This window comes from Candidatus Methylarchaceae archaeon HK02M2 (genome assembly GCA_024256165.1).
GTDB lineage: Archaea > Thermoproteota > Nitrososphaeria > Nitrososphaerales > JACAEJ01 > HK02M2.
In genome coordinates this window covers 1-23,603 of sequence record JAKLZG010000019.1, presented here as the reverse complement: position 1 = coordinate 23,603, position 23,603 = coordinate 1, and the positions used below count along the sequence as shown (strand labels likewise).

Here is a 23,603-nt window from a genome sequence, read left to right as displayed (position 1 = left end):
ATCATACAGGAATCTTTTAAACATCTGCGGGGGTCCCCGAGCCAGGTCAAAGTCAAGATTAAAGAAACGACAAAAGGGGGCAGTTTCACAGCCTAGACTCAAGATCTGCTGGCTAAGGCCTTCGTGGGTTCAAATCCCACCCCCCGCACCATCTGAAAAGTCCAGTCCGCGCCTTTTGTATTATAGGGAAAAAAGATTGCGCAAAGACCTAATTGTTCACAGAGTAAACATGCATTGATCTCAGTAGCCGTAAAATGGTATCTGACTATGAAGTATTCCGATGTGGATTCCAAGACCGCTTAATTCAAACTTTCCTGCTTAACGAGATTAACGATAGAGGCCCAAGCAACCTTGGAAGAATTAAATTTTATAATCTAGCAAAAAGGTGATCAATTTACAATTAGGAGGTAGAAAAATGCCTGTTGTTCATGTAAACGTCTGGGAAGGTTTTGGACAGGAAAAAGTCAAAACCGTAATTCAAGGTATAACTAAAGTCTTTGTAGATTTGGGTATCCCTGTACATGCTGTGGAAGTAATCGTGCATGAAATCCCAAAATCGCACTGGGGAATTGGCGGAGAACCAGCCTCAGAAAAATTCAAAGAGCTTACATAAAGAATTTATCAGGAATGTAAGAACGTTTTCACTTTATAGTTGGTATATCACTCGCTTCTTTTCAATATTAATTATTACCTTAAGTCTATCTTCGGTACTTGGTTCTTTGACTGCTATAGCCGGATCGTTATCATAAAACTGCGACCCTTCTTAACTATGCCTTAATTTTCATAACCTTTGTCTTCTTGGAGTTCTACGACCCATCGTCAAGCGAACACTGAATGGTTAGTTTGTAATGCACATATTAATTTAAATTAAAAGAGAGGACTTTTTTTTCTAAAAAATATTCAAAGTCCCAAATAAAACTATGCTCATATTTCGCACAATTATTGTTGGTTCTGCATTCGTTGACGAATTGGCCAGTCAAATTAGCAATTCTAAACACAGCTTGATAAATAGCTAAGATCTATAAAGTTCAATTTAAAAGAATAGGAATAAATAGAGTTAAAGGATGTTCCCCAAAAACGTTGCAACTGGACTGTATTCGAACTGGGATTCATTTGTTAATGTCGATTATAAAGTTTTGGACTGGATTAAGAAATCTCTCAAGACAGAACCGAAGGAGATTGTTTTAAGATCGATAGAAGAAGCTTCGTATACTCTGGACAAAGCGCTTATCAAAGGAGGTAAAGAGTTCTTAATTTCAGAGGAAATTTATTCAGTTTTAAATTCTTTGTTTAAGAATAGAAGAAGAGCGTTAGGGGGAAATGGTTTTCACATGGGTAGAGCCTTGTACGAGTTAGGTTTTGAACCTCTAGTATCATACCCTAGTAGACCCAATAATATTATGATAGCTTCTCCTGAATTCAAAATAGCTTGTGAAGAAGGGTTTAAACCGCCAAAAGAAGCAGTTATAGATAATGACCCTGAGTACGACCATATAATCTTCGAGTTCAAGAGAGATCTAAAGGAAGGAGTTCTTACAACTGGCAGACATATATTCTCTTGGGATATGGTATCATCGAATGGAATATTCGATTATCATTTCTTAGAAAAAGCTTCAGATTCGAGGTTCATAGATATATTGATAATAGGTTACGCTCACCTATTACTACCAAATTATAAGAAGAAGAGTGATGAGATCATAGAATGCCTTGACAATCCAAAAAGACCAAAAGTCCATTTTGAGTTAGGCATGGGTAGTGAGGAGTCTGTTAGATATGCAATGAAAAAATTTTCAGATCGAGGTTGCACCGAGTCATGGGGGATGAATGAAGATGAATGTAGAGCTTTTTTAAATGCTGAGTCTACCAATTTAAGAGATCTGATAGAAGCTTCTTTAGAAGGTATTAGAATTTATGGATTAAAAAGGATTTGCGTACACTCTGCAGAATTTGCCCTTTCAGTCTCAAAATACGATATCAAAAAGGAGCTTGAAGCTCTAGAGATAGGGTGCGGAGTTGCGACAGCATTGACCTTTGGAAGCATTAAAGAGAATTTAGATAAAGTAAAATCGCTTCCAAGATCGAATGTTGAAGCAATCAAGACACAAATAGATGGTTATAACTTATGTCTAATTCCTACTTTTGTAAATAATAAGCCTGAAAGCTTGACTGGGCTAGGAGATACTTTTGCTGGAATACAGGCGGCAATAGTTTTAAGTTAAATAATTTGCACGTCAGCTCAGCTGTCATTTCTTTCTTTTCATTTCAGATTCTCATTCATGTAAATTATTTAACTTATCGATATGTATAAATCCTTAGTGAAGGATCGAACAAAGGGCTAAAGATGGTTAAAGGAACTACTTCTCGTGGAGGGCGTAGTAAGGGTAAGACTCACATAAGATGTAGAAGGTGTGGAAGGCATTCCTATCATATAAGAAAACAAAGATGTGCTTATTGTGGTTATGGTGAAAGCCCAAAAATAAGAAAGTTTAGTTGGATGCCGTACAGATAACTTAAAAATTCTATTATAATTTAAAGACGTAAAGAACTGGGCAAGTTAATAGGACAAGTTTAAACGTTTTCTAAAATATAAAGAACGATATACCTATCAAGATGAAGATCGTCCCAGCAATTTTTGTCATCACATTTCTATCGACTTTATTTGAAATGAATATACCCAAGTAGATCGCCATGACAGATACCAGAGTCAACGCTACCACAGTCCCGATCAGAACCATGAGAGCGTTGTATTTAGTTGCGAACAATCCTGAAGCTATCTGTGTCTTGTCGCCCCATTCTGTAATAAAAATCAAAACAAACCCCGAAAGAAACGAATTTTTGGAATATAATTTATTTCCATTCTTTTCTTCATTATATCTTAATGTCAACACTCCTAAAATTATGAAAACGATCCCTGAAAATATCTTTAACAAACTTATAGACATGATATCTGTGATCCAAGAACCCAATAAGATCGCAACTCCATCTACTATCAAGAAGGCAAGGATAACGCCAACCAAGAGATAAAGGTGCTTTTTTGTTTTTGATGATAAAAGAAAGATGGATATTTGGCTCTTATCTCCTAATTCCGCTAAACCCGTCGTGATCAATGGAATCAATATATCCTCTATCATGCTCTGCTATTCATTTTGTATGCATTTATTAACTCTTTATTTAAAAGAATCGCTCCTTTAATTTATAGTGTGAAGGCTTTGGGAATAAAGAGGATAGGTTAGGTGTAACTAATATAATGAATGAACAGGTTTTGCTATTATGATCCTGAATATTGAAGCCAGTAGATCCTTTTCCTCAATCACTTCAAAACCGGCTTTTCTTATGTTGTCAACGGTTCTTCTGTTGATGTTAGGACCAAATGCGTTCACGACCATTGGGTTCATGAAATCCATGACCTTTCCCATTGATTCGTTTTCGCTCCTCATGTGCTCGAGGAAGATTACTATCCCACTTCGCTTCAAAACCCTCCTGATCTCTCTTAGTCCTCTTGTGGGGTTTTCTACAGAGCAAAACACGTAGGTAGAAATAACTGCTTCGAAGATCTCATCAGGAAAACCTAGCATTTCTACATCCATCTGAACAAGGTGAACCAATGCGTTTACTCTTTTAGTCCTCTTTTTGGCCCTTCTCAGCATCTTCTCACTTATATCAAGAGCGACAACTTCGTGGCCCTTATAATAGTAGGGCAGGTTCTTGCCAGTCCCAACACCAACCTCCAGGACTCTGCCTTCCTTCAGAAGTCTTTCGAAGACCTCCTCTCTCCAGCGGGAGTACGTAAGAAGCTCCATAGGACTCTCTAGCGAATCGTAAAGAGCCGCTATCCTGTCATACCTCTTCTTATCAACTCCCCCTTTCAAGACGACACCCCATCCTATGAGTCACATGAATATATAGGATGTTAATCATAAATACTCGTATTTCAAAACAAGGATTTGAATTGAATTGAGTGGTAAGGATAAGGACAAGGTAAAGCCCATGGTCCCCTTTGCATTGTCATTTACAGCGGGAATATTGATACTTCTTGGTGGTGTGTGGGGATGGGTTTGGATGTCTGGTGAAACAGTACACTGGGGGAACATGCCCTTTGGGATGATGGACGAATGGATGCATGGATGGGAGGATATGATGCACGGGATAGGCTTTACTGATGAAACTTTTGGAATCTTTTCCATCATAGGATTGATTTCTGGAATTCTCATCTTGTTAAGTTCGGTCTTGCTTTATTCGAAACCGAAAGATCACATAGCATGGGGGATCGTCATAATAATCTTTTCAGCTCTGAGCCTTTTTGGAATGGGTGGTTTCGTCTTGGGGGCCCTTCTCGGTTTGGCTGGAGGAATACTTGCCATCGTATGGGAGCATTCCAAGTGAGCTTTTATTCATTTAGACAATGATTTCTCTAAAGATCATGAGGAGCTCTATTCAAGTATGGTTTACTATTGTGTATAAACGGGCTTATTTACCAGTTAACTTAAAATTTTATAGATTCTTCCTTTGAACCAGTTTTTGTTATTACCAAAAGGTCAGTACCGTCCCCGCTAGCCGAATCCCTTTGTATTGCAGATTTTATAGATTTTACTACGAGTTCTTTTGCCGATTCTTCGCTCAAATCACTTGAATAATTTGCTTCAATGACTCCAATAGCAATTTCTGCGCCTGACCCCACACATGAATATTCGTCTGGTATTACTGAACCCAATGGATCGAGTACATAAATAGATGGTTTCTCATCGACCCCACCTATTATCACTTGAGTAATCAGGGGGTAGTACCTTCTAGCAAAAAGAATAGCTGACATGAGCTTAGCTACAGAATTTGGAGGAATGGGCCTTCTTAGTTCTAACTCTCTTATTTTCACAAGAGCCGAGATTTCCCTTACTAAAACTTGCATATCTACTACCATCCCTGCGCAAGCAGCCCCTACCAGATCACTTATCTTAAAGACCTTTTTACCCGCTCTGCTTACTACATAAGTACCGTAAGAGATTCTCTTCTCTGCTCCCAAGATTATACCATCCTTGAAGGTTATTCCTACAGCTGTAGCACCTGGTATAAATTGTGAGGGTATCAAAGCGCTTCACTTTTTACTAATATTTGTTTGTATTTACTTATAAGTTTTAAATGCTCTTAATGCATACTATAGCCGTATTATCTGGCATCTCATCAATACTATATTGGCATTTTGTAAAAATGCTTGCTACGTATAGATTTGAAGTAAGATGTGAAGTAACTCTTGAAACCTTAAATCTCGACTGACCTTTTATAAAGGGCAAGAATGGTACTATCATATCACCTAAATGTCCATCTATTGGTGCATTGGATAAGTATTCACTTAAGAAGAGCTTAGCTGCATCCCTTCCAACTTTCTCTGAAGGTTTGCCCTTTACACCTATTGCATCTGAACCTAGAAACGGTCCTTGTTTTCCCATAGAATAAATGAGAATAGATGATCCGGGGGAGATAGAATCTTCTATACCTGTTTCGAATGTTTTTACCTCAATTCCTTGATTGGCGAGGTATTTTTTTGCAGCTTTCATTTGTCTTTCTGCTACGCTTCTAGGCAATTTAGAGCAGATACTAATGATCGAAGGTAATGGATTTTTTGATGATATAAGGTTCAAGGCTTTCGGCTCCTTTGATGGTTTGATCTTCACACCAACTATTCCACCACCTTTAGGATAATATCCTCTCCTCTTGACTTGAAGCTCAACATCTATGCCCAAGAGCTCATATATAGGTAATACGACTCGAGTAAAGTAGTTCATGGTAGGACTCCATCTCACATCTGTCCCGCCGACTATTTCCAATTCCGCGTTTATATTACTAAGACTGACGGACGGAATAACAGCTTGAAGTAGTAAAGTAATACTTCCAGCAGAACCGATATCAAGTTTTATAGAAGTAGAGTGCATTTTACTAGGAATGAAGCTTACTTTATCGGCCCCGATTTTCAAATTATCTACAGAAGCTTTGCATAAAGAGGCTATCGCTTTTATTGCACCTATATGCTGAAGTCTTAATCCCGGATTCGCCCTATTCGCCCTTATGTTTATAATTTTAACAGGTATATCCATAATTGCAGATAGTGCTATGCTCGTTCTCACTATCTGTCCCCCTCCTTCTCCAAGAGAGCCATCAATGGTAATAATTTGTTTTGAAGGTATCTTACCACCTCAAAAATATTATTTTCAAAACTTTGACATTAAAGATAGACAATGATGTTTTCAATGTTGTCTAATTAAAATTTATATTCTCCTTGGCATTATCATCAACCCTTCTTCAGGATTGCCCAAAGCTAGATAATTGCCTTCAACATACATCTTACCCACAAGTGCTGATGTGGCTGCATCTAACTCATGATCACTTGTAACTTGTGAGATGCTTTTTATCCCAATAGCCATAAGGCCTTTCTTTAACTCAGAAATGCCCTTTTGCTTTCTGGGTATGTTAAGAATATCTTGAGCGCCTCCAGGATAGACCTCTATAACTTTAAGGCCTTTTGCTTCAAGCTTCTCTTTAAGTTTCATCCCTCTCATAGTTAATTTCCTCATAGGACCTAATGTTAGTGGGAAGAACTTAATTTTCATATTTAGAAGTTCTTTATCACACTGCCTCAAATGCCCTTTTTTTCTACATGAACAGTTATCTTTTAAACAACATCTACCAAAAGGAAGGCTCAGCGGTGCATCGATAGCTATTAGCTCTGGTCCTTCTTTAATCATACCTTCAATTATCTCAATATCACGTCTCAAAATATAGGTATTAGCCATTAATTTTTCATTAAGGATACAGATGCCACTATCTCTTTTTTCAACACCAGCTAGGTCGATTCCAATAACGTTCATAGGATTTGTAGAATATTAGACGCATTAATAACTTTAGCATATTTCAATATGGATTATCTTTTTTTGATAGATTAATTATCCTTTTTATCCCATCTATATGCCTAATAAATTGAACTATACTCTTTGGCACTAATTCTTCCCAATCTCCTCCTGACAACATCCTCTTTCTGATTTCTGTTGCCGACAATATTGCTCTTTTATAGAATGATATAGATTTGACTTCAAAACCTGCTTCTGTAAAAAGGTGGCGTGTTAAAGGTTCGTTTGAAAAAATTACCTGAAAATTTGGAGAATATGATATGATGTGAGACACCCAAATCGAGTGCATTTCAACATCTGGTGCGGGTACAATGATGTAGCGACTTGGTTCTATACTTACCTCATTCAAGGCAAGTCTGATCATAGTAATCCTTTCTCCCGTAGTAAAGGGGTTGTCCATAGTATGACTATACTGGGAGCTCCCGACCAAGATTATAAGTTCTTCAACCTTATTTAACAAATTCGCCACTACTTTTAAATGGCCCTTATGAAATGGCTGAAAACGCCCAATAAAAAGCCCCCGCTCGATCAATTCTCCCCCATTATAACAGATAATAGGTAGTATAATTCTTTACGATTATCAAAACTTAAATAAATATTGATATTCCCTCTCGTTAATGAGATGGTTCTATATTGATAGAATCTAGACAACTCCTAATGACCCCTGGCCCGACTAATGTTCCGCCAAGAATCATGAGAGCAATGATCAAGCCTATGATCCATCATAGAGGGCCTGAGTTTCAAGAGTTATATAAGAGTATTTTAGATAATGCCAAGTATCTTTTTCAAACTAAGTATGATGTAGTAGTTATTTCTGCTTCAGGGACTGGGGGTATAGAATGTGCTGTAAGTAACATAATCCAAGGCGTAAAAAAAATAATTGTACCAGTTGGCGGCATCTTTGGCCAGAGATTGAGTAAAACAATTTCAGTAATAGGAGGAAAACCTATCGATATACCTGTTGATTGGAAAAGAGCAGTTACAATAGATATGATAGAGGATGCTATAAAGAAAGAGAAAGATGCAAAAGCAGTTGCTGTTATATATAATGAGACATCTACTGGTGCTAAAATACAATGTATGAAAGAGATTGGCGAATTATGTAATGAGCGTGGTCTGCTATTTATAGTCGATGCAATCTCGATTCTTGGAGGGGATCACTTACCTGTTGATGATTGGTATATTGATATCTGCATTGCTGGTAGCCAGAAATGTCTTATGACTCCACCAGGGCTATCTTTGCTTTCGATTAGTGATAACGCATGGTCCATCATAGAAAAGGCAGAAAATAGTTTTTACTTTAACCTCAAATCATGCCGCAAGTATAAAGAGAAATGCCAAACACCTTTTACTCCAGCAATTCCATTGTATTATGCTCTTGATGAAGCATTAAAGATAATTATAGAGGAAAGACTCGAAAATGTGATCTCTAGGCACAAAGTGTGTGCCAAAGCATCCTATAGTGCTATAGAAAAAATGGGTCTTATACCTTTTCCAGAAAAGGAGTTCAGGTCTAATACAGTACTAGCGATAAATAATCCTCCCAAGGTCAATGATACTACTCTTAGGGAATTATTAAGAAAAAAATACAATATAGTCATTGCTGGGGGGCAAGGTAAGCTCAAAGGTAGTATATTTAGGATAGGTATGATGGGCAAGATAGGTCCCCCCGAGGTCTTGCAAACAATAAGTTCTCTTAATATGGCATTAAGTGAACTTGGTCTTGATTTAAAGTTTGATGATAGCTTATCAGTAGCTAGAGAAATACTCCAAAAAAAGATAATATGATCAGTATTTTTTGATTTAAGCATAAGAGTATGAAAAAGAATTGCTAAAAGCACAGAATTTACAACCGACTAAGGAAAAGAAAGATGCGCATACCATAGTTAAGTTTGGTTGAGCTGTTAGGGTGGGAGACTTGCACTCGTTAATATTCACATAATTTTATATTGTATTTTTTAAAGAATAAAAGTATATTTATCTTACTTTTTTCTTGTCTAGGTCATAGTCATGCCATTAGATGTAGGTACGTTAGTGTATATTAATTACACAGCCAGCATCAAAGATGTTGGAGAAGTAATTGAAGTAACTGTTGAAGATAAGGCTAAAAAACTTGGCGTATATGATCCGGCCCAAAGGTATGAGCCAAAGTTAATTGCTATAGGAGAAGGGTGGGTTCTTAAGGGTTTAGATGAGGCATTGTTGGCAACAGATATTGGGAAAAAAATTAGTGTAGAAGTGCCTCCTGAGAAGGGTTTTGGTCAAAGAGACCCTAGCAAGGTAAAGATGATTCCTCTAAGGAAGTTTGGAGAAAAAGCTTCCGAACTTAGTGTTGGAGATGAGGTGGAAATTGATAATAAAATAGGAATTGTAAGATTTATTGGTTCAGGAAGAGCTCAGATAGACTTTAACCATAAATTTGCCGGAAAGACTTTGCTTTATGATGTTGAAGTTATAAAGAAACTTGAGACAGAAAATGATAAAATTGTTGCATTGATAAGACGTAGAATACCTCTAGAAGAAGAAAAGATTGAGTTTACTATAGAAGAGGATAGTATTAAAATTCAGCTTCCCAGTGAGCTTTATCTTATAGAAGGGATTCAAATAATCAAAAAAGCAATCTCGAATGATCTATTCAAGTTTATCAAGGTTGTAAACAAAGTTTATTTTATCGAGCTTTATGAATCAAAGAAGCCCAGTGAAACAACTAAAATTAAAGAAGAAAAAACTTTAGAAAAGACATAATTAATTCAGGATTTATCAGATAACTTTAACAGAAGTTGCTAGTTTGATTGCGGATTCGCGGTCTAATTTCAACTTGTGAAGAATAGTATATCTCTCAGGTCGGATACTTGGTGCCAATAGAATTGCATCGACGATTATATTTGGATCAATTCCTAGCTCATAAGCATTAGTTGGGGCATGGACATTTCTTAAAGAGGTGGCGATTTGCTCCCATCTTAGATCATGAAGCTTTGCCATGATTATAGTTCCTATCCCACATTTTTCACCATGAAGACCAACCCCTGGAGCTAAGATATCTAATGCATGACTGAACAGATGCTCAGATCCGCTACAAGGACGGCTACTACCTGCTATACCAGCTGCAACTCCTGCGCTTATCAAAGCTTCAACCACATCTCTTACGCTATCTATTTCACCCTCACCTATATTCTTAGATTCATTGATTATTAGATCGGCGCTTAAACGAGCCAAATTTGCTGCATACTTCCCAAAATATTCCCCTATATCATCTTTAGCAAGCTCCCAATCCTTAACAGCGGTTGTCTTAGCTATTAAATCACCGCAGCCACTTGCAAGGAGTCTCTTTGGTGCATTAGAAATAAGAGTTATATCAGCTAGAATTCCTATGGGGGGTTTAGCAACTAAAGAATAAGGCGTATTAAGCCCTTTCATAGAGGCAAAGGGGCTTGATATACCATCATGTGATGCACTTGTGGGGACACTAATAAATGGTATGCCTGTATGATAAGCACTGAGCTTTGTCACGTCCACCGATTTACCGCCGCCTAGACCAATCATCGCACAAACATGTTCATTTTTAGCCATATCAACTACTCGTTTTACATGCTTGATTGTAGCAGAATCGACCAGATACCAAAAGCAAGATTCAGTTGATGAGAGCAACTCATCTATTTTTTCTCCGATAAGTTCTTGTACATGAACTCCTGAGATTATTAAGATTTTTTGCTCAAGGTCCAGATTTTTTATGAAATGCCCTAAATTATCTATTGCACCATAACCAACCAAAATTTTTCTAGGCAATTCCATTAAATGATTTTTTAAGATTCGGTTCAAGGTTTTTATAGGAAAACATATTTAAAAAGGACCTTTTATTATTTATGTACGCGTATTCTAACGATTAGATTTGGTGGCTCATATTGGATTCTAAACTAACTGATTCACTAACATATTATGGAACCACGACTGTAGGTTTAGTCTATACAGATGGTGTGGTATTCTCCACTGACACAAGGGTTACAATGGCAAGGTTCGTAGCCCATAAAAAAGGGAAGAAAGTCTACAAGATTGATGATCATTTAGGAATGACTGTCGCGGGAACTGTTGCAGATGCTCAAAATGTAGTAGATATTTTAAGATACTACGCAAATATATATAAATTAGAAAGAAAGATGGCGATTCCAGTAAAGGCAACTGCCAGGTTGGCTTCTAATGTTTTCTTTTCATCTAGACTATTCCCTTACATAACCAACGTATTAATAGGGGGTTACGATAATATTGGTGCAAGTATCTTCAATGTTAACTTATTTGGTGCTCTTACAAAAGAAAAGTTTGTATCAACAGGAAGCGGTTCTCCAATTGCTTATGGAATATTAGAAAGCGAGTACCATAATGATATAACAATGGAAGAAGGGATGAAAATATCGATCAAGGCGGTTACTTCAGCAATGAGAAGAGATGCAATGAGTGGAGATAGTTTCGATTTAGTAATTGTTAATAAAGATGGTTACAAAGAAATTTCTAATGAAGAAAAGAAAAAAATTCTAACCAAAGTCTACGGTTGAACTAATTTTGTCGCAAAAGCAGAATATGACTTCAGCTACTGAAGTAATGAATACAATTTTGCAGAACATTCCTGCTGAAGCCGAAGTAACTAGAATAGAGTATGAAGGACCAAAATTGGCTCTTTATACAAAAAAGCCAGAATTCTTGCTTCTAAACAGCTACATAATTTCAGATTTAGTCAACATGATAAAAAAGCGTGTTGTTGTGAGAATTGATAAATCTATCCGTAAAACTGAAACTGAAGCCAAAGAAATAATTATGAATATCCTTCCTAAAGAGAGTGAGGTTACCAATATTGTATTTGATGATACACTAGGTGAGATAATCCTTGAGGTTAAAAAACCTAAATTCTTGGGTTCAAAAAATGGAGCGAGTCTAATAGATTTAACTTGTAAGACTGGTTGGAAGGTTAAAATGTTTAGGAAGCCTCCTATAGCTTCATCAAGCCTCCAAAATATTTTTCATGCAATAATAACTGCTGAAGAATCTCGTGAAAAATTTTTCAAAGAAACGGGAGAAAGAATCTTCCGGTCAAGATTAAGTTCTGATGTAGAAGTTAGCATTTTAACATTAGGAGCTTTCAGAGAAGTAGGTAGGTCTGCAATTCTTATAGAAACAAAAGAGAGCAAGATATTACTTGATTGTGGTATAAATCCTGGAGCAAGGAATTCGTGGGATGCTTATCCACGTTTTGATTGGGCTGACATATATCTAGATGATCTGGATTGTGTTATTATAAGTCATGCTCATCTGGACCATATTGGTTTTCTCCCGGTTCTATACAAATATGGATATAATGGACCCATCTACTGCTCTGAACCTACTTTACCTTTGATGAATTTATTACACATGGATTATGTTAAGGTTGCATCAATGGAAGGAACCAAAAGATTATTTGATATAAGAGATATTCGTGAAGTTATAAGACATTCCATTACGTTACCTTATGGATTGGTTACAGATGTCTCACCAGATATCAAACTTGTTCTTAACAATGCAGGTCATATTTTAGGATCATCCATGATACATCTACATATAGGAGAAGGAGCTCATAACATAGTTTATAGTGGAGATTTTAAGTTCGCCAAGACTAAATTATTGGAAAGTGCTGTAAGAGATTATCCGAGAGTTGAGACTTTGATCATAGAGAGCACATACGGTGCCAAGGAAGACATAGTGCCAGATAGAAGGGAAGTCGAATTAAGTTTTGTGAATTCTATCAATGAAACTTTGTTAAAAGGAGGAAAGGTTCTGATACCAGTACCTGCAGTTGGAAGGGCTCAAGAGATAATGTTAGTTATAGATGAATATATGAGACATGGGAAACTGGTTGAAGCGCCTGTATTTGTAGAAGGTATGATTTCAGAGGCTACAGCCATACATGTAACTTTTTCCGAATATTTATCTCGTGAGCTGAGAACAAAGATTCATGAGACAGATGAAGATCCTTTCTTTACAGAATATTTTACAAATGTAGAACACCATAATAATAGAGAAGAAGCATTACAAGAGGGAGCGGCTATAATCATGGCTACGTCGGGTATGCTAGAAGGTGGACCAATACTTGAATATTTTGAAGCGCTCGCGCCTACAGAGAAGAATAAAATTTTATTCGTTTCTTATCAGATTAATGGTACTTTAGGAAGGAGAATATTAGATGGGGCAAAGCAGGTGCCCGTTATAAAAGATAACGGCAAAATTAAGATAGTAGATATCAAAAGCCAAGTTGATCGAATAGAGGGATTTAGCGGTCATAGTGATTACAATCAAATTATAAAATTTGTGAGTAAATTAAGGTCAAAATTAAAGAGAGTCATAGTTAATCATGGTGAAAAAAGAAAAACAGAAAACATGGCAAACATAATTAATAAAATATTTAAGATTCCAGCATTTCAACCATCTAATCAGGAAGCCATCAAAGTATATTGATATCTTTTACAATATTTTTGATGATCTTAGATCGAACCTCTCCAAATTTTTACATTAGGAGGAGTAATTACAATCCTCTCTTCACCCAATCTTGCAATATCTCCTCCAATTGATACTGAAAATTCATATAGTTCCTCGACGGCTCGCTTAAGCTCTTCCACATCCTTTTGTGCAAGAGGAGTAATCTTTAATATAATTATCATTTTTTTATTTACATCATTCTTTATTTTTGATAATTCATCGAATGATTTTAATGAAAAGGCTTTTAAATATACTAGATCTTCATGTTCCTTTCCATCGTCTGTTTCTGTTATGTTTCGAGCCAATTTATATAATGCTTTATATATAATTGTGTTATTTATTAGTTTGGCTTTAATTTAGTATTATTTTATTATAATATTAATATTCTTTAAATAATATATCATTTTATACTTGTTTATAAATCTCCCAAAAATTATCACCTATATAATGATAGTTTTTTATTATAACTCCTTTATTCATTTTTTTCATATCTGATTCGTTAACAAGAGCTTTACCAACGGCAATGAATTTTTTATATTTATTTTCTTGAATGACAACAATATCACCTTCATAAAAACATTCTGATTTAACAATACCAGGACGCATCACATCCGCTCCTTTACAAATATGAGGTACTGCGCCTAGGTTTACTTCTATAGAAGGAAATCTGACGAGAATTTCAGTATTACTTAAGAAAGGGAGAAATATATCGTAAAATTTGATAATATTAAATTTCGAGAAGAGAAAAAGATTTTGATGTTTGTTTATCTCAATTGTTTTTACTTGTGTAAATTTATTGATATTTAGAATTATAGGCCATGTTCTAATTATATTATTCAAAATAGCCCGTGTATCTTTCTTAGAGAGGGTGTAGATTCTCATTAAACTAATTTTAAAAAGGTTAGTTATGAATTTTTCAATAAATTAATTTAAATAATGGCTACTTAAACAAGTTTACCGATAGGCGAGAATTATGGCAGTAGATATGGCAGTTAAAGTACTTGATGAGAGTGTTGGTAAAGTGGTATTAATAAAATTAAGAGGCGGTAAAGTTATTCGTGGAAATTTGCAGGGATTCGACCAACATATGAATTTGTTATTAGAGAATTCTGAAGAGGTTCGTGGAGAAGGAGAGATACGTAATTTGGGTACTATAATTGTTAGAGGAGACAATGTTGTGATAATTTCGCCTCCACCTAAGTAAATTATTATAAAGATTTAATTCATCTCAAAGTTTATTTAATATTAAAATTGCATCAAAAGAAAGTTAAATTAATTATTGAAGCACTTGCTAATGGATATCAGTTAGATCCTGAAGCTTTTAACTTTCTTTCAAAGTATGATGAAAAAATTAGTATTAAAGAATTACTTATAAAATTAAATCAAAACAATAAACAGAATATAATCACTAAACAGGATCTTATTAGAGCATTTCCTTCTAATTTAAAAGATGTCGGATCAACCCAGTTACAAGCACAAAAAATATTACCAAAACCGATTAAATTTGAATATAAAATTATAAAAGATCCAACAAATAATATTTTTCCTATTACAGGAATAAGAGGTTTTAAAAACCTTTTCAGAAGTCGATTTGAAAAATTACTGAAGATAGTTAAGGAGAGACCTGATTCGTATCAAATTAAACAGATATCTAATTTAAAAAAGGATGATTATAAAAAATTTCAAAAAATTGCAGGGCTTGTTATGGATAAAAAAATTAAACGGTCATATGTTGTTCTTACACTAGATGATATGAGTGGTAAAATAAAAATTATAGCTTTAGATAGAAATTCCAAAAAAAATGCGATTGAAATCTGTCTCGATCAGTTGGTTATAGTTGATTTGAAGTTTAGTAAAAAAGGATTAGCGATTATAAGAGATATATATTCTCCCGATATACCAGAACACTTACCTAATAGGTCAGAAAATGAAGTATATGCAATATTTACATCAGATACTCATGTAGGGAGTAATACTTTTCTTTTTGATGCTTTCAATAAATTCATTCTATGGCTAAATGGTAAAAATGGTGATAATGCTATTGTTAACAAAGTAAGATATTTAATAATTGCAGGTGATATTGTTGATGGTATCGGTATATATCCAAATCAAGATAAGGAACTTTCAGAAGTTAATATTTATGAACAATATAAGAAGTTTATTGAATTTATTAAACAAATTCCAAAACATATTAAAATATTCATAATACCAGGGAATCATGACCCAGTTAGACAAGCTTTACCACAACCTGCTATCCCTGATAAATATGTTATTGATCTATATAATATGGAAAATGTAAGCATGTTAGGAAATCCGGTTTATTTATGTTTACATGGAATAAATATACTTGTTTGTCACGGTAGAAGTTTAGACGATATACATGCCAAAATACCTGGACTTACATTTTCAAATCCTGCATCAGCTATGAAAATTTTACTCAAAGCAAGACATTTAGCTCCAATATATGGTGAAAGGACTCCAATAGCACAAGAACAAGAAGATCATTTGGTAATAGAACAAGTACCAGATATTTTACATTTAGGACATGTCCATACCGTAGATATTGATAATTATCGTGGCACATTATTAATTAATTCAGGAACATGGCAAGGGCAAACATCTTATCAATTAAATATGGGTCTTACACCTACACCAGGTATAGTCCCTATTGTAAATTTAAAGACCTTAGAAGTTAAATTAAAAAATTTTATTGATTTATAAGATTGAATTCATTAAAGGGTCTTCTAAAAATATTTCTCTTATAATTTGTAATTGGATTAAAGAATGAATTTGCTTCGTTCTACCATAACGACCCTTACTAACTACTTTAGCAACTATTAGACCTAAAAGATCAAGTTCACTTATAAGCATACCTACACGTCTTGATGTTAATTTCTCAATATTAAGTTTCTGGCATAATTTAGAATAGTATTCGTAAACTTCACCAGTAGAATTTACTCCACTAGATGATGTGATAATCCATAATAAAAGTTTGGCATGTAGAGGTAAAGATTTAAGAACTTCGACCAAACGGTCTTGCTCTATTTTCTGTATGGCCATTCTAACATGTTTCTCTTCAACATTATTTGCATTTTCACGTTCAGCTACTTCACCAGATACTCTTAATAAATCTAAAGCTCGTCTAGCATCGCCATGTTCAGAGCCTGCTAAGGCAGCACACAAGTTTATAGCCACATCTGTCATTATATTATCTAAGAAAGCTAACTTGGCTCTATCAGAAAGTATAGCTCTTAATTCCTCAGTTGAATATGGTGAAAATATTATCTCTTCTTCACTTAAACTACTTAATACTCTTGGATTAAGAAATTCTTTAAAGTTTAAATCATTAGATATTCCTATTAAAGCTAGATAACCTTTTGGTAGTTGTTCGTTTGCACGAGTAAGTTCATAAAGTAAATCATCACCATAATTTTTAACTAAAAAGTCAATCTCATCCATTATTATTATCACTGTTAATGTAAATGATTCTATTGTTGTACTAATTCGTCTAAAGACTTCATTAATAGATAATCCAGTAAAAGGAACTGATAATCCTATAGAATTTGCTATATCAAAAAGAACCCTATATTCAGTACCTGCTACTCTCATATTTGAATAAGCGAATTTAATATTTAGATTTGGAGATAAGGATTTTTCCTGAAGTTTTTGTAACACATATTTAGTGACAGCTGTTTTACCTGTTCCTGGTTTACCATATATAAATAAATTTGAACATTTTGATTTATGTAAAAGAGGTGCTAAAACCTCACCTATAGAAACGATTTGCTTTTCACGAAAAGGTAATTTTGATGGAATATAATCTGATTTTAAAACATTGCGATCTTTAAATAAAGATTGACCAGACAAAGCTTTAGTAAATATTTCATCTAAAAGATCTTCAGATTTCTTCATTGTTCATTAATCTCCAGAAAAATAATCCCACCCACCCCTTAATTTCCAATGTAGACCGATTCTTAAAGATAAAATTGTTATTATATATATTATTATTAGACCGTTCTAGGTTTATCAAAAAATATTAAATTCAAATAAATTAAAATTACTTTATTAAGAAGTGAAATTTAACTTACTTCCAATTTGAATTTTTAATATAAGTTTTACTTAATTCCATTTGAAAAAAAGGGGTGGGTGGGTATGATTATTGTGGATTGTCTTAACAAGACAAATTGGATTTGACTTTACGGTAGGCCCAACCCATATTAATTTTATTTCGAATTAATACACCTTTATCCATAAATCTTTGTAAATATGTTGATATTGTACTTAATTTTATAGGAGTATTATATTCATCTTCATAAGCTTCTAAAATATCCGAAGATGTAAAAGATCCAAAAGAAAACTTTTTTTCAATAAGATTATAAAGACGTCCAAATTGTGTATTAAGAGAAAAAATAAATTTTTGATCAACTAAATCTTTTTCTCCAATAAAATCAACTATATTTAATATTTTTAATATTTTATCTTGAGATAGTTTTCCTTCTATGAATATTTTATATTTTCCACCTTCTGCATCATCAAACTCAATTTTTATCTTTTTTCTGTTCATTATTTACCTAATCATAATATTCTTTGAATAATAAAGAAATATGTGTGAAGAAGTGAACTTGTAGTGAAATACTTATGACATAATAATGAGATATATTCATAATTTAACAAGCATTCACAATGGATTGGAAACATCTTATTTGAATTAACCTTAATTATACTCCATTGGAAATAAAGGGGTGTCTGCACTTTAAGTTAACATTAAAATAAAACTAAATTATCCTCAAATAATGACAATTATAATAAAATAAACAAATATTATTATTTTTCACATATACTTCACAAATATTATTTTTCTAATATATGAATTCCTTTATTAGTTATAGTATAAAGATACGGTTTCTTTTTTTCATTTCTAGTAATATAATTTAATTCAAATAATTTTTTCAACAACCTAGCTATATGTTCTCTGGATTTCTTTATTTTTTGTTGTATTTGTATCGAAGTTTGATCTTCTTTCATTAACAATTCAAGTATACGAATATCAGTGGGATTTAAATATCCTCCAATTTCTTTTTCAACCGAGATTTTATTCTCATTTAGAATTATAGACCTTTTAATTTCATTATCAGAATTATAGGTCTTTTGAATCGTTGGTACTTTACTTTGATTTATTTTAAGTTCTAAAATATCTAATCTCACTTGTTGATCTAATATTTTATTATCTTGTTGGGTAAGTCTACTATGAAGATCTGTAATTATATCTTTTATTATTTCATTAGCATCTTTTTGTTGTTTAATTGCTTTTTTGATTTTTGGTAGATAAATAATTATCATTATAATTAAAGCTAATGATGTAATAGTAGTTAATGAGATTATCACAATATTTTCTATGAGCATATATCACAATAATATCGTGATATAATCATACATAAATATTTTCTAATCAATATCACATTGATACATAATCTATAATTAATTAAAAGATTTAGTTATTCTATATTTCTTTTTCTAGATATTATTTCTACCATGCTTTCTATGATCTTATATATTTTAAATTTATTTTTATCAGAAATTTGTCCATTAACATTTTTTAAAAGATTTCCAATTTGTATTAATTTAATAATTGAACCTTCTTCAATTAAACCTAGGTATTCTGCTAAGATTAAAGAATAAACTGATCTTTGTAAATTCTTTTGAGCTTGATTCAATGTACGTAGAAATGAACTTTTACTTATTTTATTCTTATCCCTCATTGCTATTTTTACATTTAAACTTATTTGTTTACCAACTGTCACATTATCGATTAAATAAGTATCTAATTGTACTTTGGTGAAAGCTGAATTTTTTAAAAGATACATAACCATTGAATCATTCTTTAATTTTAATTCTAACATATTATTTATAATCATTATACAGATTCGTATAATCTTATCGGAAAAGTTTTAACTAAATCTTTATTTGATTATATAAAGAATATAATTAGGTGTTATTATGGGAAGAAGAAAACGTCGTATAATAAAAACCGTAAAAAGAACTCTACCTAAAGTATTTGGGTGCCCTCAATGTGGAACAATATCAGTAAAAGTTATGAAAGAAGAAAATTTAGCGAAGATAGTTTGTGGAAGTTGTGGTTTGATTCATAAATATGAATTAAATACCAAAAAACCAAATATCGATATATATAATGAGTTTATTGACAAATATATATCTGGAAGGTTGGATTCTAAGTGATAGGAAAAATTGAAAAGTACATTAGGAAAGAAATCTCTAAAAATGGAACTATAGCTTTTGCTCTTATCGATTCAGAAAATGCATCTATTGAAAAAATTGTTAATATAGTTTATAATGTTGAAAAATGTAATGTAAAAAGTATTCTTATAGGTGGATCTACAGCGATAAATCCATTTGAATTAGATCATATAGTTAGGACAATAAAAAAGAAAATTAAAATTCCTGTGATATTATTTCCAGGAAATGTTACAGGCATTTCTCCAAATGCTGATGCAATACTTTTTAGCTCTTTATTGAATTCTGATAACCCATATTTTATAACTCAAGCACAAGCTTTAAGCGCATTTTCAATTAAAAAATATGGAATAGAAGTAATTCCAATGGGTTATATTGTAATAGGTGAAGGTGGGGCTATAGGTTTTGTAGGTAGGGCAAGAGGAATTCCACCTAACAAGCCAAATTTAGTAGCAATGTATGCTCTTGCAGCAAAATATATGGGGATGAGGTTTGTATACTTAGAGGCTGGATCCGGTGTGATATCACATGTTTCTTCCTTAATAGTAAAAAAAGTTCGTGATGTATTTGATGATATTTTAATTGTCGGTGGAGGAATCAGAAAAATTGACGAAGCTAAAAAATTGGCAAAAGCCGGAGCTGATATACTTGTAATAGGAACTTTATTAGAAACTGATGATTTTATACCTAAACTTATTGAGATTGTTGAAGGTATAAAAAATTTAAGGTGACTTAAATGACTTCTTTTGAACGTTTTTTTGCAAGTTTGAAGTATTGGTTAGATATTCCAAAAGCCTACGATAGATGGCCTAAATTTGAATCATTTTTCGATCAAAAAGAGTATTTATTTATTGAGATGAAAGGTGAAAAAGTGCTTTTATTAAATTGTGGAGACTGTGATGGTCCATCTGATGTATTACATCCTATATGTAAGAAGTGTATTGATTTTAGAACTAAGTTAGCAGAACGTGAAACAAATTCAGAATCGAATATATGGAACCATCTTATTCTTGCCCGAATATATACTAAAACTGATAATATTGATTTGTGATTTTTTTTGTGATATTATTAAGTTAAGATAAAATCACAATTAAATCTAATAATATTTTGTGATCATCACTTATTTAATAATTAAAACTTTTATTCTTCAATTAAAAATATATCTGTGCTTTTGATTAACGAATATCTTAAAAAAATAAAAACATTTGCACCTTTTCCAGAGGAATATATTAATTACTATGGAGACATTTTTCAGAAATTCGATGAACAATATAATATTTCATTAAAAGCTCGTGTAAAAAACATAGACCCCCAACCAAATATAGAACCTAATCTAGCTTTTGATTTAGCAGACCGTATTGAAAACCTAATAAAAATACCTGGACTTGGAAAAAGGATAAGAGAACTTTTCTTGACTTATAACAAAGAAAATGTAGCTTTACGTCTTGCAGAAGAGGTTGCCCTTGGAAAATTTGAATTCTTTGAAAAAGGTAAAGCATTAGAACTAGCTGTTCGCATTGGTTTAGCTGTGGTGACAGACGGTATTACTGTAGCTCCAATACAAGGCATTTCATCTGTAAAAATCAAAAAAAACGAAGACGAGACAAGTTATGTTGCCATATGTTTTGCTGGTCCAATTCGTGCAGCAGGTGGTACTGAAGCAGCTTTTACACTTGCAATAGCAGATCACATTCGAAAAGTTTTGGGTCTTGATAAATATCGACCAAATGCTTGGGGCTCTGATGAAATTGGTCGATTTTTAGAAGAACTCAGAATTTATGAACGAGAAGTAGGCAATTTTCAATATAGAGTAACTGATGATGACGTTAGATATGCGCTTTTACATCTACCTATAGAGATAGATGGTGTCGAAACAAACCCTGTTGAAGTTGTGATTCATAGAGGTTTAAAGAGAATTTTAACAGATTGTGTTAGGGGTGGAGCTTTAAGGGTATTGAATGATGGCGTAATAGGTAGATCTAGAAAGTTATTGAAATTAGTAAATGATTTATCAATATCCGATTGGAATTGGCTCTCTGAACTTAAAGGTGGACAACAGCAAAGTTCAGAAGAGTATGATACATCAAGTACACATTTTGGAGAAGTCATTTCGGGTCGTCCAGTATTATCATTTCCAAGAAGATTAGGCGGTTTTCGATTAAGATATGGACGATGTTACAATACAGGTTTATCTACAATAGGAATTCATCCTGCTACTGCAGTAATTTTGGACTATCCCTTTGTTGTTGGCACACAGGTCAAATTAGATATACCAAGTAAAGCTGCTACCGTAGCCTTTGTTACTACAATAGAACCACCTATTGTTAAATTATTAGATGAGTCTGTAGTTAAAATTGAGAATATTAACCATTCAATAAAAATTCACGATAAAATTGATAAAATACTCTATGTAGGAGACATTTTAGTAAGCTTTGGGGACTTTCTTGAAAATAATGTAAAACTTGTTCCATCTGGTTATGTTGAAGAATGGTGGCTACAAGATTTAATGAATATTATTAAAGAAGGATATCCCTCTATTGACGAATGCGCGGAATATATTAAGATGGATAATAAACGTCTCAAAGAGATAATAAGAGATCCAATACGCAATTTTCCAAATGCTTACGAAGCTTTTGAACTTAGCTACAAGCTAGATATTCCTTTACACCCTCATCATCTGTTCTATTGGGATGCAGCTTCATTTTCTGAAATAATTACATTGAGAGAAAATTTGGTCTTATCCTCGATTAAAGAACCATTTTCTATTATTGCACCGAAGAAGCCAGAAATTAAAACAATCCTAGAAAAGATAGGAATTCCACACATGGTGGTTGATGAAGAGTTAATTATCGAAGGCGATTTCGCTTATTCTATAAAAAAGACTTTAGGTTTACAATCTAAAATTAATTTAGTTACAAAGTGGAGAAATATTAGTGAATTACTTTCATCAATAGCGGAAATAACCATTAAAAGAAAATCATCTATTTTTGTAGGTTTACGCATAGGCCGTCCTGAGAAGGCTATGCCAAGGAAAATGAAGCCCCCAGTTCACACACTTTTTCCAGTAGGAAACAAAGGCGGTTTAAAAAGGGATATACTTCATGCAGCAAAAGATACTACTATCAAGATAGAACTTGCAAATTTAGTCTGCAATAGTTGTGGTTGTACTTCTATTCACACAATATGTAGTAAATGTTTTAATAAAACTATTATTGTGGAAAAATGTCCACGCTGTGAAAGAATTGTGAATAATGATATATGCCCAACATGTAAAATTAAAGCGTTATCTTACTCTAAGATTGAGTTTCCCATCAAACAAGTATTGGAAAACGCTATAACGAAAGTTAAGTATCGTCCAAAAACCCCTCTCAAAGGTGTTAAAGGTCTTATAAGTACTGCGCGTATTCCAGAACCATTAGAAAAAGGAATCTTACGGAAGAAATATGATTTATTTGTATATAAAGATGGAACGATAAGGTTTGATGCTACCAATGCTATATTAACTCATTTTAAACCATCACAAATAGGCACTTCTGTTGAGAAACTAAGAGAACTAGGTTATACAAAGGACATTAATAACAATCCCTTTAATTTAAACAATCAGCTTTTAGAGCTTTTTGTTCAAGATGTAATATTACCTATAGATGCTGGTGAGTATTTATTGAGAACATCGAGATTTATTGATGATTTGTTAGTAAACTTATACAATTGTGAACCGTATTATAATAATAATTCTATAAACGACCTTATCGGTTGCCTTATCATTGGATTAGCTCCTCATACATCTGTAGGCATAATAGGGCGCGTAATAGGGTTCACAAATTCACAAGTTTGTTTTGCCCATCCATATTGGCATGTTGCTAAAAGAAGAGATTGTGATGGTGATAGCGACTCTTTAATGCTTTTGATGGATGTTCTTTTAAACTTCTCTAAAGAATTTCTTCCGGCTCAAATAGG

27 protein-coding genes and 1 tRNA gene are annotated in these 23,603 nt (G+C 33.3%); 15 read left to right on the top strand and 13 right to left on the bottom strand.

Features of this window, described 5'->3' with window-relative positions; genetic code table 11:
- The first annotated feature begins 26 nt into the window (after positions 1-26).
- The 4 genes from L6N96_01395 (at position 27) to L6N96_01380 (ending at position 2,509) form a co-directional block, all read left to right on the top strand.
- Positions 27-151: transfer RNA gene (locus tag L6N96_01395), tRNA-Val, on the top strand.
- Between the two features lie 264 nt (positions 152-415).
- Positions 416-613 carry a tautomerase family protein gene (locus tag L6N96_01390; GenBank protein ID MCP8322821.1) on the top strand — a complete coding sequence of 66 codons (198 nt, stop codon included), beginning with the start codon at positions 416-418 and terminating at the stop codon, positions 611-613.
- A gap of 451 nt (positions 614-1,064) precedes the next feature.
- Positions 1,065-2,219, top strand: a complete 1,155-nt coding sequence (locus L6N96_01385; GenBank protein ID MCP8322820.1) for a hypothetical protein — start codon at positions 1,065-1,067, stop codon at positions 2,217-2,219.
- Positions 2,220-2,341: 122 nt separating this feature from the next.
- The gene (locus L6N96_01380) at positions 2,342-2,509 is read left to right on the top strand and encodes a 50S ribosomal protein L37e (protein ID MCP8322819.1); all 168 of its coding nucleotides are present in this window, start codon (positions 2,342-2,344) and stop codon (positions 2,507-2,509) included.
- A 70-nt stretch (positions 2,510-2,579) separates the two neighbouring features.
- Here the strand turns inward: L6N96_01380 and L6N96_01375 are convergent, their stop codons facing one another.
- Positions 2,580-3,131, bottom strand: coding sequence for a TMEM165/GDT1 family protein (locus L6N96_01375; GenBank protein ID MCP8322818.1), 552 nt, complete (start codon positions 3,129-3,131; stop codon positions 2,580-2,582).
- A 108-nt stretch (positions 3,132-3,239) separates the two neighbouring features.
- Positions 3,240-3,869: a class I SAM-dependent methyltransferase gene (locus L6N96_01370; GenBank protein MCP8322817.1), complete on the bottom strand. Its 630-nt coding sequence runs from the start codon at positions 3,867-3,869 to the stop codon at positions 3,240-3,242.
- Between the two features lie 85 nt (positions 3,870-3,954).
- Here L6N96_01370 and L6N96_01365 point away from each other — a divergent pair, with 85 nt between their 5' ends.
- A complete protein-coding gene (locus L6N96_01365; protein MCP8322816.1) occupies positions 3,955-4,383 on the top strand; it encodes a DUF6114 domain-containing protein in 429 nt (142 codons plus the stop codon).
- A 100-nt stretch (positions 4,384-4,483) separates the two neighbouring features.
- On the opposite strand, the gene L6N96_01360 is transcribed toward L6N96_01365, so the two are convergent.
- From L6N96_01360 to L6N96_01345, 4 genes are all read right to left on the bottom strand, one after another.
- On the bottom strand, positions 4,484-5,083 hold the full coding sequence (locus tag L6N96_01360) for a proteasome subunit beta (protein ID MCP8322815.1): 600 nt from the start codon (positions 5,081-5,083) through the stop codon (positions 4,484-4,486).
- Between the two features lie 46 nt (positions 5,084-5,129).
- The gene (locus L6N96_01355; protein MCP8322814.1) at positions 5,130-6,116 is read right to left on the bottom strand and encodes an RNA 3'-terminal phosphate cyclase; all 987 of its coding nucleotides are present in this window, start codon (positions 6,114-6,116) and stop codon (positions 5,130-5,132) included.
- A gap of 141 nt (positions 6,117-6,257) precedes the next feature.
- Positions 6,258-6,857: a DUF429 domain-containing protein gene (locus tag L6N96_01350; GenBank protein MCP8322813.1), complete on the bottom strand. Its 600-nt coding sequence runs from the start codon at positions 6,855-6,857 to the stop codon at positions 6,258-6,260.
- A 43-nt stretch (positions 6,858-6,900) separates the two neighbouring features.
- Positions 6,901-7,428: a nicotinamide-nucleotide adenylyltransferase gene (locus tag L6N96_01345; protein ID MCP8322812.1), complete on the bottom strand. Its 528-nt coding sequence runs from the start codon at positions 7,426-7,428 to the stop codon at positions 6,901-6,903.
- Between the two features lie 101 nt (positions 7,429-7,529).
- Between L6N96_01345 and L6N96_01340 the strand changes: the two genes are divergently transcribed.
- Positions 7,530-8,684, top strand: a complete 1,155-nt coding sequence (locus L6N96_01340; GenBank protein ID MCP8322811.1) for an alanine--glyoxylate aminotransferase family protein — start codon at positions 7,530-7,532, stop codon at positions 8,682-8,684.
- Positions 8,685-8,906: 222 nt separating this feature from the next.
- Positions 8,907-9,641 carry a peptidylprolyl isomerase gene (locus L6N96_01335; GenBank protein MCP8322810.1) on the top strand — a complete coding sequence of 245 codons (735 nt, stop codon included), beginning with the start codon at positions 8,907-8,909 and terminating at the stop codon, positions 9,639-9,641.
- Positions 9,642-9,656: 15 nt separating this feature from the next.
- Here the strand turns inward: L6N96_01335 and L6N96_01330 are convergent, their stop codons facing one another.
- Complete coding sequence (locus tag L6N96_01330) at positions 9,657-10,688, bottom strand: NAD(P)-dependent glycerol-1-phosphate dehydrogenase (protein ID MCP8322809.1); 1,032 nt, start codon at positions 10,686-10,688, stop codon at positions 9,657-9,659.
- A 110-nt stretch (positions 10,689-10,798) separates the two neighbouring features.
- Between L6N96_01330 and psmB the strand changes: the two genes are divergently transcribed.
- On the top strand, positions 10,799-11,443 hold the full coding sequence (gene psmB, locus L6N96_01325) for an archaeal proteasome endopeptidase complex subunit beta (GenBank protein ID MCP8322808.1): 645 nt from the start codon (positions 10,799-10,801) through the stop codon (positions 11,441-11,443).
- A 7-nt stretch (positions 11,444-11,450) separates the two neighbouring features.
- Positions 11,451-13,373: a beta-CASP ribonuclease aCPSF1 gene (locus L6N96_01320; protein MCP8322807.1), complete on the top strand. Its 1,923-nt coding sequence runs from the start codon at positions 11,451-11,453 to the stop codon at positions 13,371-13,373.
- 26 nt (positions 13,374-13,399) lie between these two features.
- On the opposite strand, the gene L6N96_01315 is transcribed toward L6N96_01320, so the two are convergent.
- Together L6N96_01315 and L6N96_01310 are read right to left on the bottom strand one after the other, a co-directional pair.
- A complete protein-coding gene (locus L6N96_01315; protein MCP8322806.1) occupies positions 13,400-13,699 on the bottom strand; it encodes a cell division protein SepF in 300 nt (99 codons plus the stop codon).
- A 100-nt stretch (positions 13,700-13,799) separates the two neighbouring features.
- Positions 13,800-14,276, bottom strand: coding sequence for a hypothetical protein (locus L6N96_01310; protein ID MCP8322805.1), 477 nt, complete (start codon positions 14,274-14,276; stop codon positions 13,800-13,802).
- 91 nt (positions 14,277-14,367) lie between these two features.
- Here L6N96_01310 and L6N96_01305 point away from each other — a divergent pair, with 91 nt between their 5' ends.
- Positions 14,368-14,598, top strand: a complete 231-nt coding sequence (locus L6N96_01305; GenBank protein MCP8322804.1) for an RNA-binding protein — start codon at positions 14,368-14,370, stop codon at positions 14,596-14,598.
- A 47-nt stretch (positions 14,599-14,645) separates the two neighbouring features.
- Positions 14,646-16,115, top strand: coding sequence for a DNA-directed DNA polymerase II small subunit (locus L6N96_01300; GenBank protein MCP8322803.1), 1,470 nt, complete (start codon positions 14,646-14,648; stop codon positions 16,113-16,115).
- Here L6N96_01300 and L6N96_01295 read toward each other — a convergent pair.
- The 4 genes from L6N96_01295 to L6N96_01280 form a co-directional block, all read right to left on the bottom strand.
- On the bottom strand, positions 16,110-17,306 hold the full coding sequence (locus tag L6N96_01295) for an orc1/cdc6 family replication initiation protein (protein ID MCP8322802.1): 1,197 nt from the start codon (positions 17,304-17,306) through the stop codon (positions 16,110-16,112). The two genes, L6N96_01300 and L6N96_01295, sit on opposite strands and share 6 nt — an antisense overlap.
- Positions 17,307-17,565: 259 nt before the next feature.
- Positions 17,566-17,958 carry a hypothetical protein gene (locus L6N96_01290; protein MCP8322801.1) on the bottom strand — a complete coding sequence of 131 codons (393 nt, stop codon included), beginning with the start codon at positions 17,956-17,958 and terminating at the stop codon, positions 17,566-17,568.
- 287 nt (positions 17,959-18,245) lie between these two features.
- A complete protein-coding gene (locus L6N96_01285) occupies positions 18,246-18,797 on the bottom strand; it encodes a winged helix-turn-helix domain-containing protein (GenBank protein ID MCP8322800.1) in 552 nt (183 codons plus the stop codon).
- A gap of 92 nt (positions 18,798-18,889) precedes the next feature.
- Positions 18,890-19,294, bottom strand: a complete 405-nt coding sequence (locus tag L6N96_01280; GenBank protein ID MCP8322799.1) for a hypothetical protein — start codon at positions 19,292-19,294, stop codon at positions 18,890-18,892.
- A gap of 97 nt (positions 19,295-19,391) precedes the next feature.
- Here L6N96_01280 and L6N96_01275 point away from each other — a divergent pair, with 97 nt between their 5' ends.
- From L6N96_01275 to polC, 4 genes are all read left to right on the top strand, one after another.
- Positions 19,392-19,631 carry a hypothetical protein gene (locus L6N96_01275; protein ID MCP8322798.1) on the top strand — a complete coding sequence of 80 codons (240 nt, stop codon included), beginning with the start codon at positions 19,392-19,394 and terminating at the stop codon, positions 19,629-19,631.
- Positions 19,628-20,377 carry a geranylgeranylglyceryl/heptaprenylglyceryl phosphate synthase gene (locus tag L6N96_01270; protein ID MCP8322797.1) on the top strand — a complete coding sequence of 250 codons (750 nt, stop codon included), beginning with the start codon at positions 19,628-19,630 and terminating at the stop codon, positions 20,375-20,377. The genes L6N96_01275 and L6N96_01270 overlap by 4 nt, the downstream gene beginning before the upstream one ends.
- Before the next feature lie 5 nt (positions 20,378-20,382).
- Positions 20,383-20,697: a hypothetical protein gene (locus tag L6N96_01265; protein ID MCP8322796.1), complete on the top strand. Its 315-nt coding sequence runs from the start codon at positions 20,383-20,385 to the stop codon at positions 20,695-20,697.
- A gap of 120 nt (positions 20,698-20,817) precedes the next feature.
- A partial coding sequence (gene polC, locus L6N96_01260; protein MCP8322795.1) for a DNA polymerase II large subunit occupies positions 20,818-23,603 on the top strand: 2,786 nt, incomplete at its 3' end.

Excerpts from the sequence above, each read along its gene's own strand:
- L6N96_01305 (MCP8322804.1), top strand. The coding sequence starts at position 14,368 with ATGGCAGTAGATATGGCAGTTAAAGTACTTGATGAGAGTGTTGGTAAA.
- L6N96_01330 (MCP8322809.1), bottom strand. The coding sequence starts at position 10,688 with ATGGAATTGCCTAGAAAAATTTTGGTTGGTTATGGTGCAATAGATAAT.
- L6N96_01335 (MCP8322810.1), top strand. The coding sequence starts at position 8,907 with ATGCCATTAGATGTAGGTACGTTAGTGTATATTAATTACACAGCCAGC.
- L6N96_01290 (MCP8322801.1), bottom strand. The coding sequence starts at position 17,958 with ATGAACAGAAAAAAGATAAAAATTGAGTTTGATGATGCAGAAGGTGGA.
- L6N96_01295 (MCP8322802.1), bottom strand. The coding sequence starts at position 17,306 with ATGAAGAAATCTGAAGATCTTTTAGATGAAATATTTACTAAAGCTTTG.
- L6N96_01385 (MCP8322820.1), top strand. The coding sequence starts at position 1,065 with ATGTTCCCCAAAAACGTTGCAACTGGACTGTATTCGAACTGGGATTCA.
- L6N96_01310 (MCP8322805.1), bottom strand. The coding sequence starts at position 14,276 with ATGAGAATCTACACCCTCTCTAAGAAAGATACACGGGCTATTTTGAAT.
- L6N96_01275 (MCP8322798.1), top strand. The coding sequence starts at position 19,392 with ATGGGAAGAAGAAAACGTCGTATAATAAAAACCGTAAAAAGAACTCTA.
- L6N96_01375 (MCP8322818.1), bottom strand. The coding sequence starts at position 3,131 with ATGATAGAGGATATATTGATTCCATTGATCACGACGGGTTTAGCGGAA.
- L6N96_01280 (MCP8322799.1), bottom strand. The coding sequence starts at position 19,294 with ATGTTAGAATTAAAATTAAAGAATGATTCAATGGTTATGTATCTTTTA.
- L6N96_01380 (MCP8322819.1), top strand. The coding sequence starts at position 2,342 with ATGGTTAAAGGAACTACTTCTCGTGGAGGGCGTAGTAAGGGTAAGACT.
- L6N96_01265 (MCP8322796.1), top strand. The coding sequence starts at position 20,383 with ATGACTTCTTTTGAACGTTTTTTTGCAAGTTTGAAGTATTGGTTAGAT.
- L6N96_01390 (MCP8322821.1), top strand. The coding sequence starts at position 416 with ATGCCTGTTGTTCATGTAAACGTCTGGGAAGGTTTTGGACAGGAAAAA.
- L6N96_01350 (MCP8322813.1), bottom strand. The coding sequence starts at position 6,857 with ATGAACGTTATTGGAATCGACCTAGCTGGTGTTGAAAAAAGAGATAGT.
- L6N96_01285 (MCP8322800.1), bottom strand. The coding sequence starts at position 18,797 with ATGCTCATAGAAAATATTGTGATAATCTCATTAACTACTATTACATCA.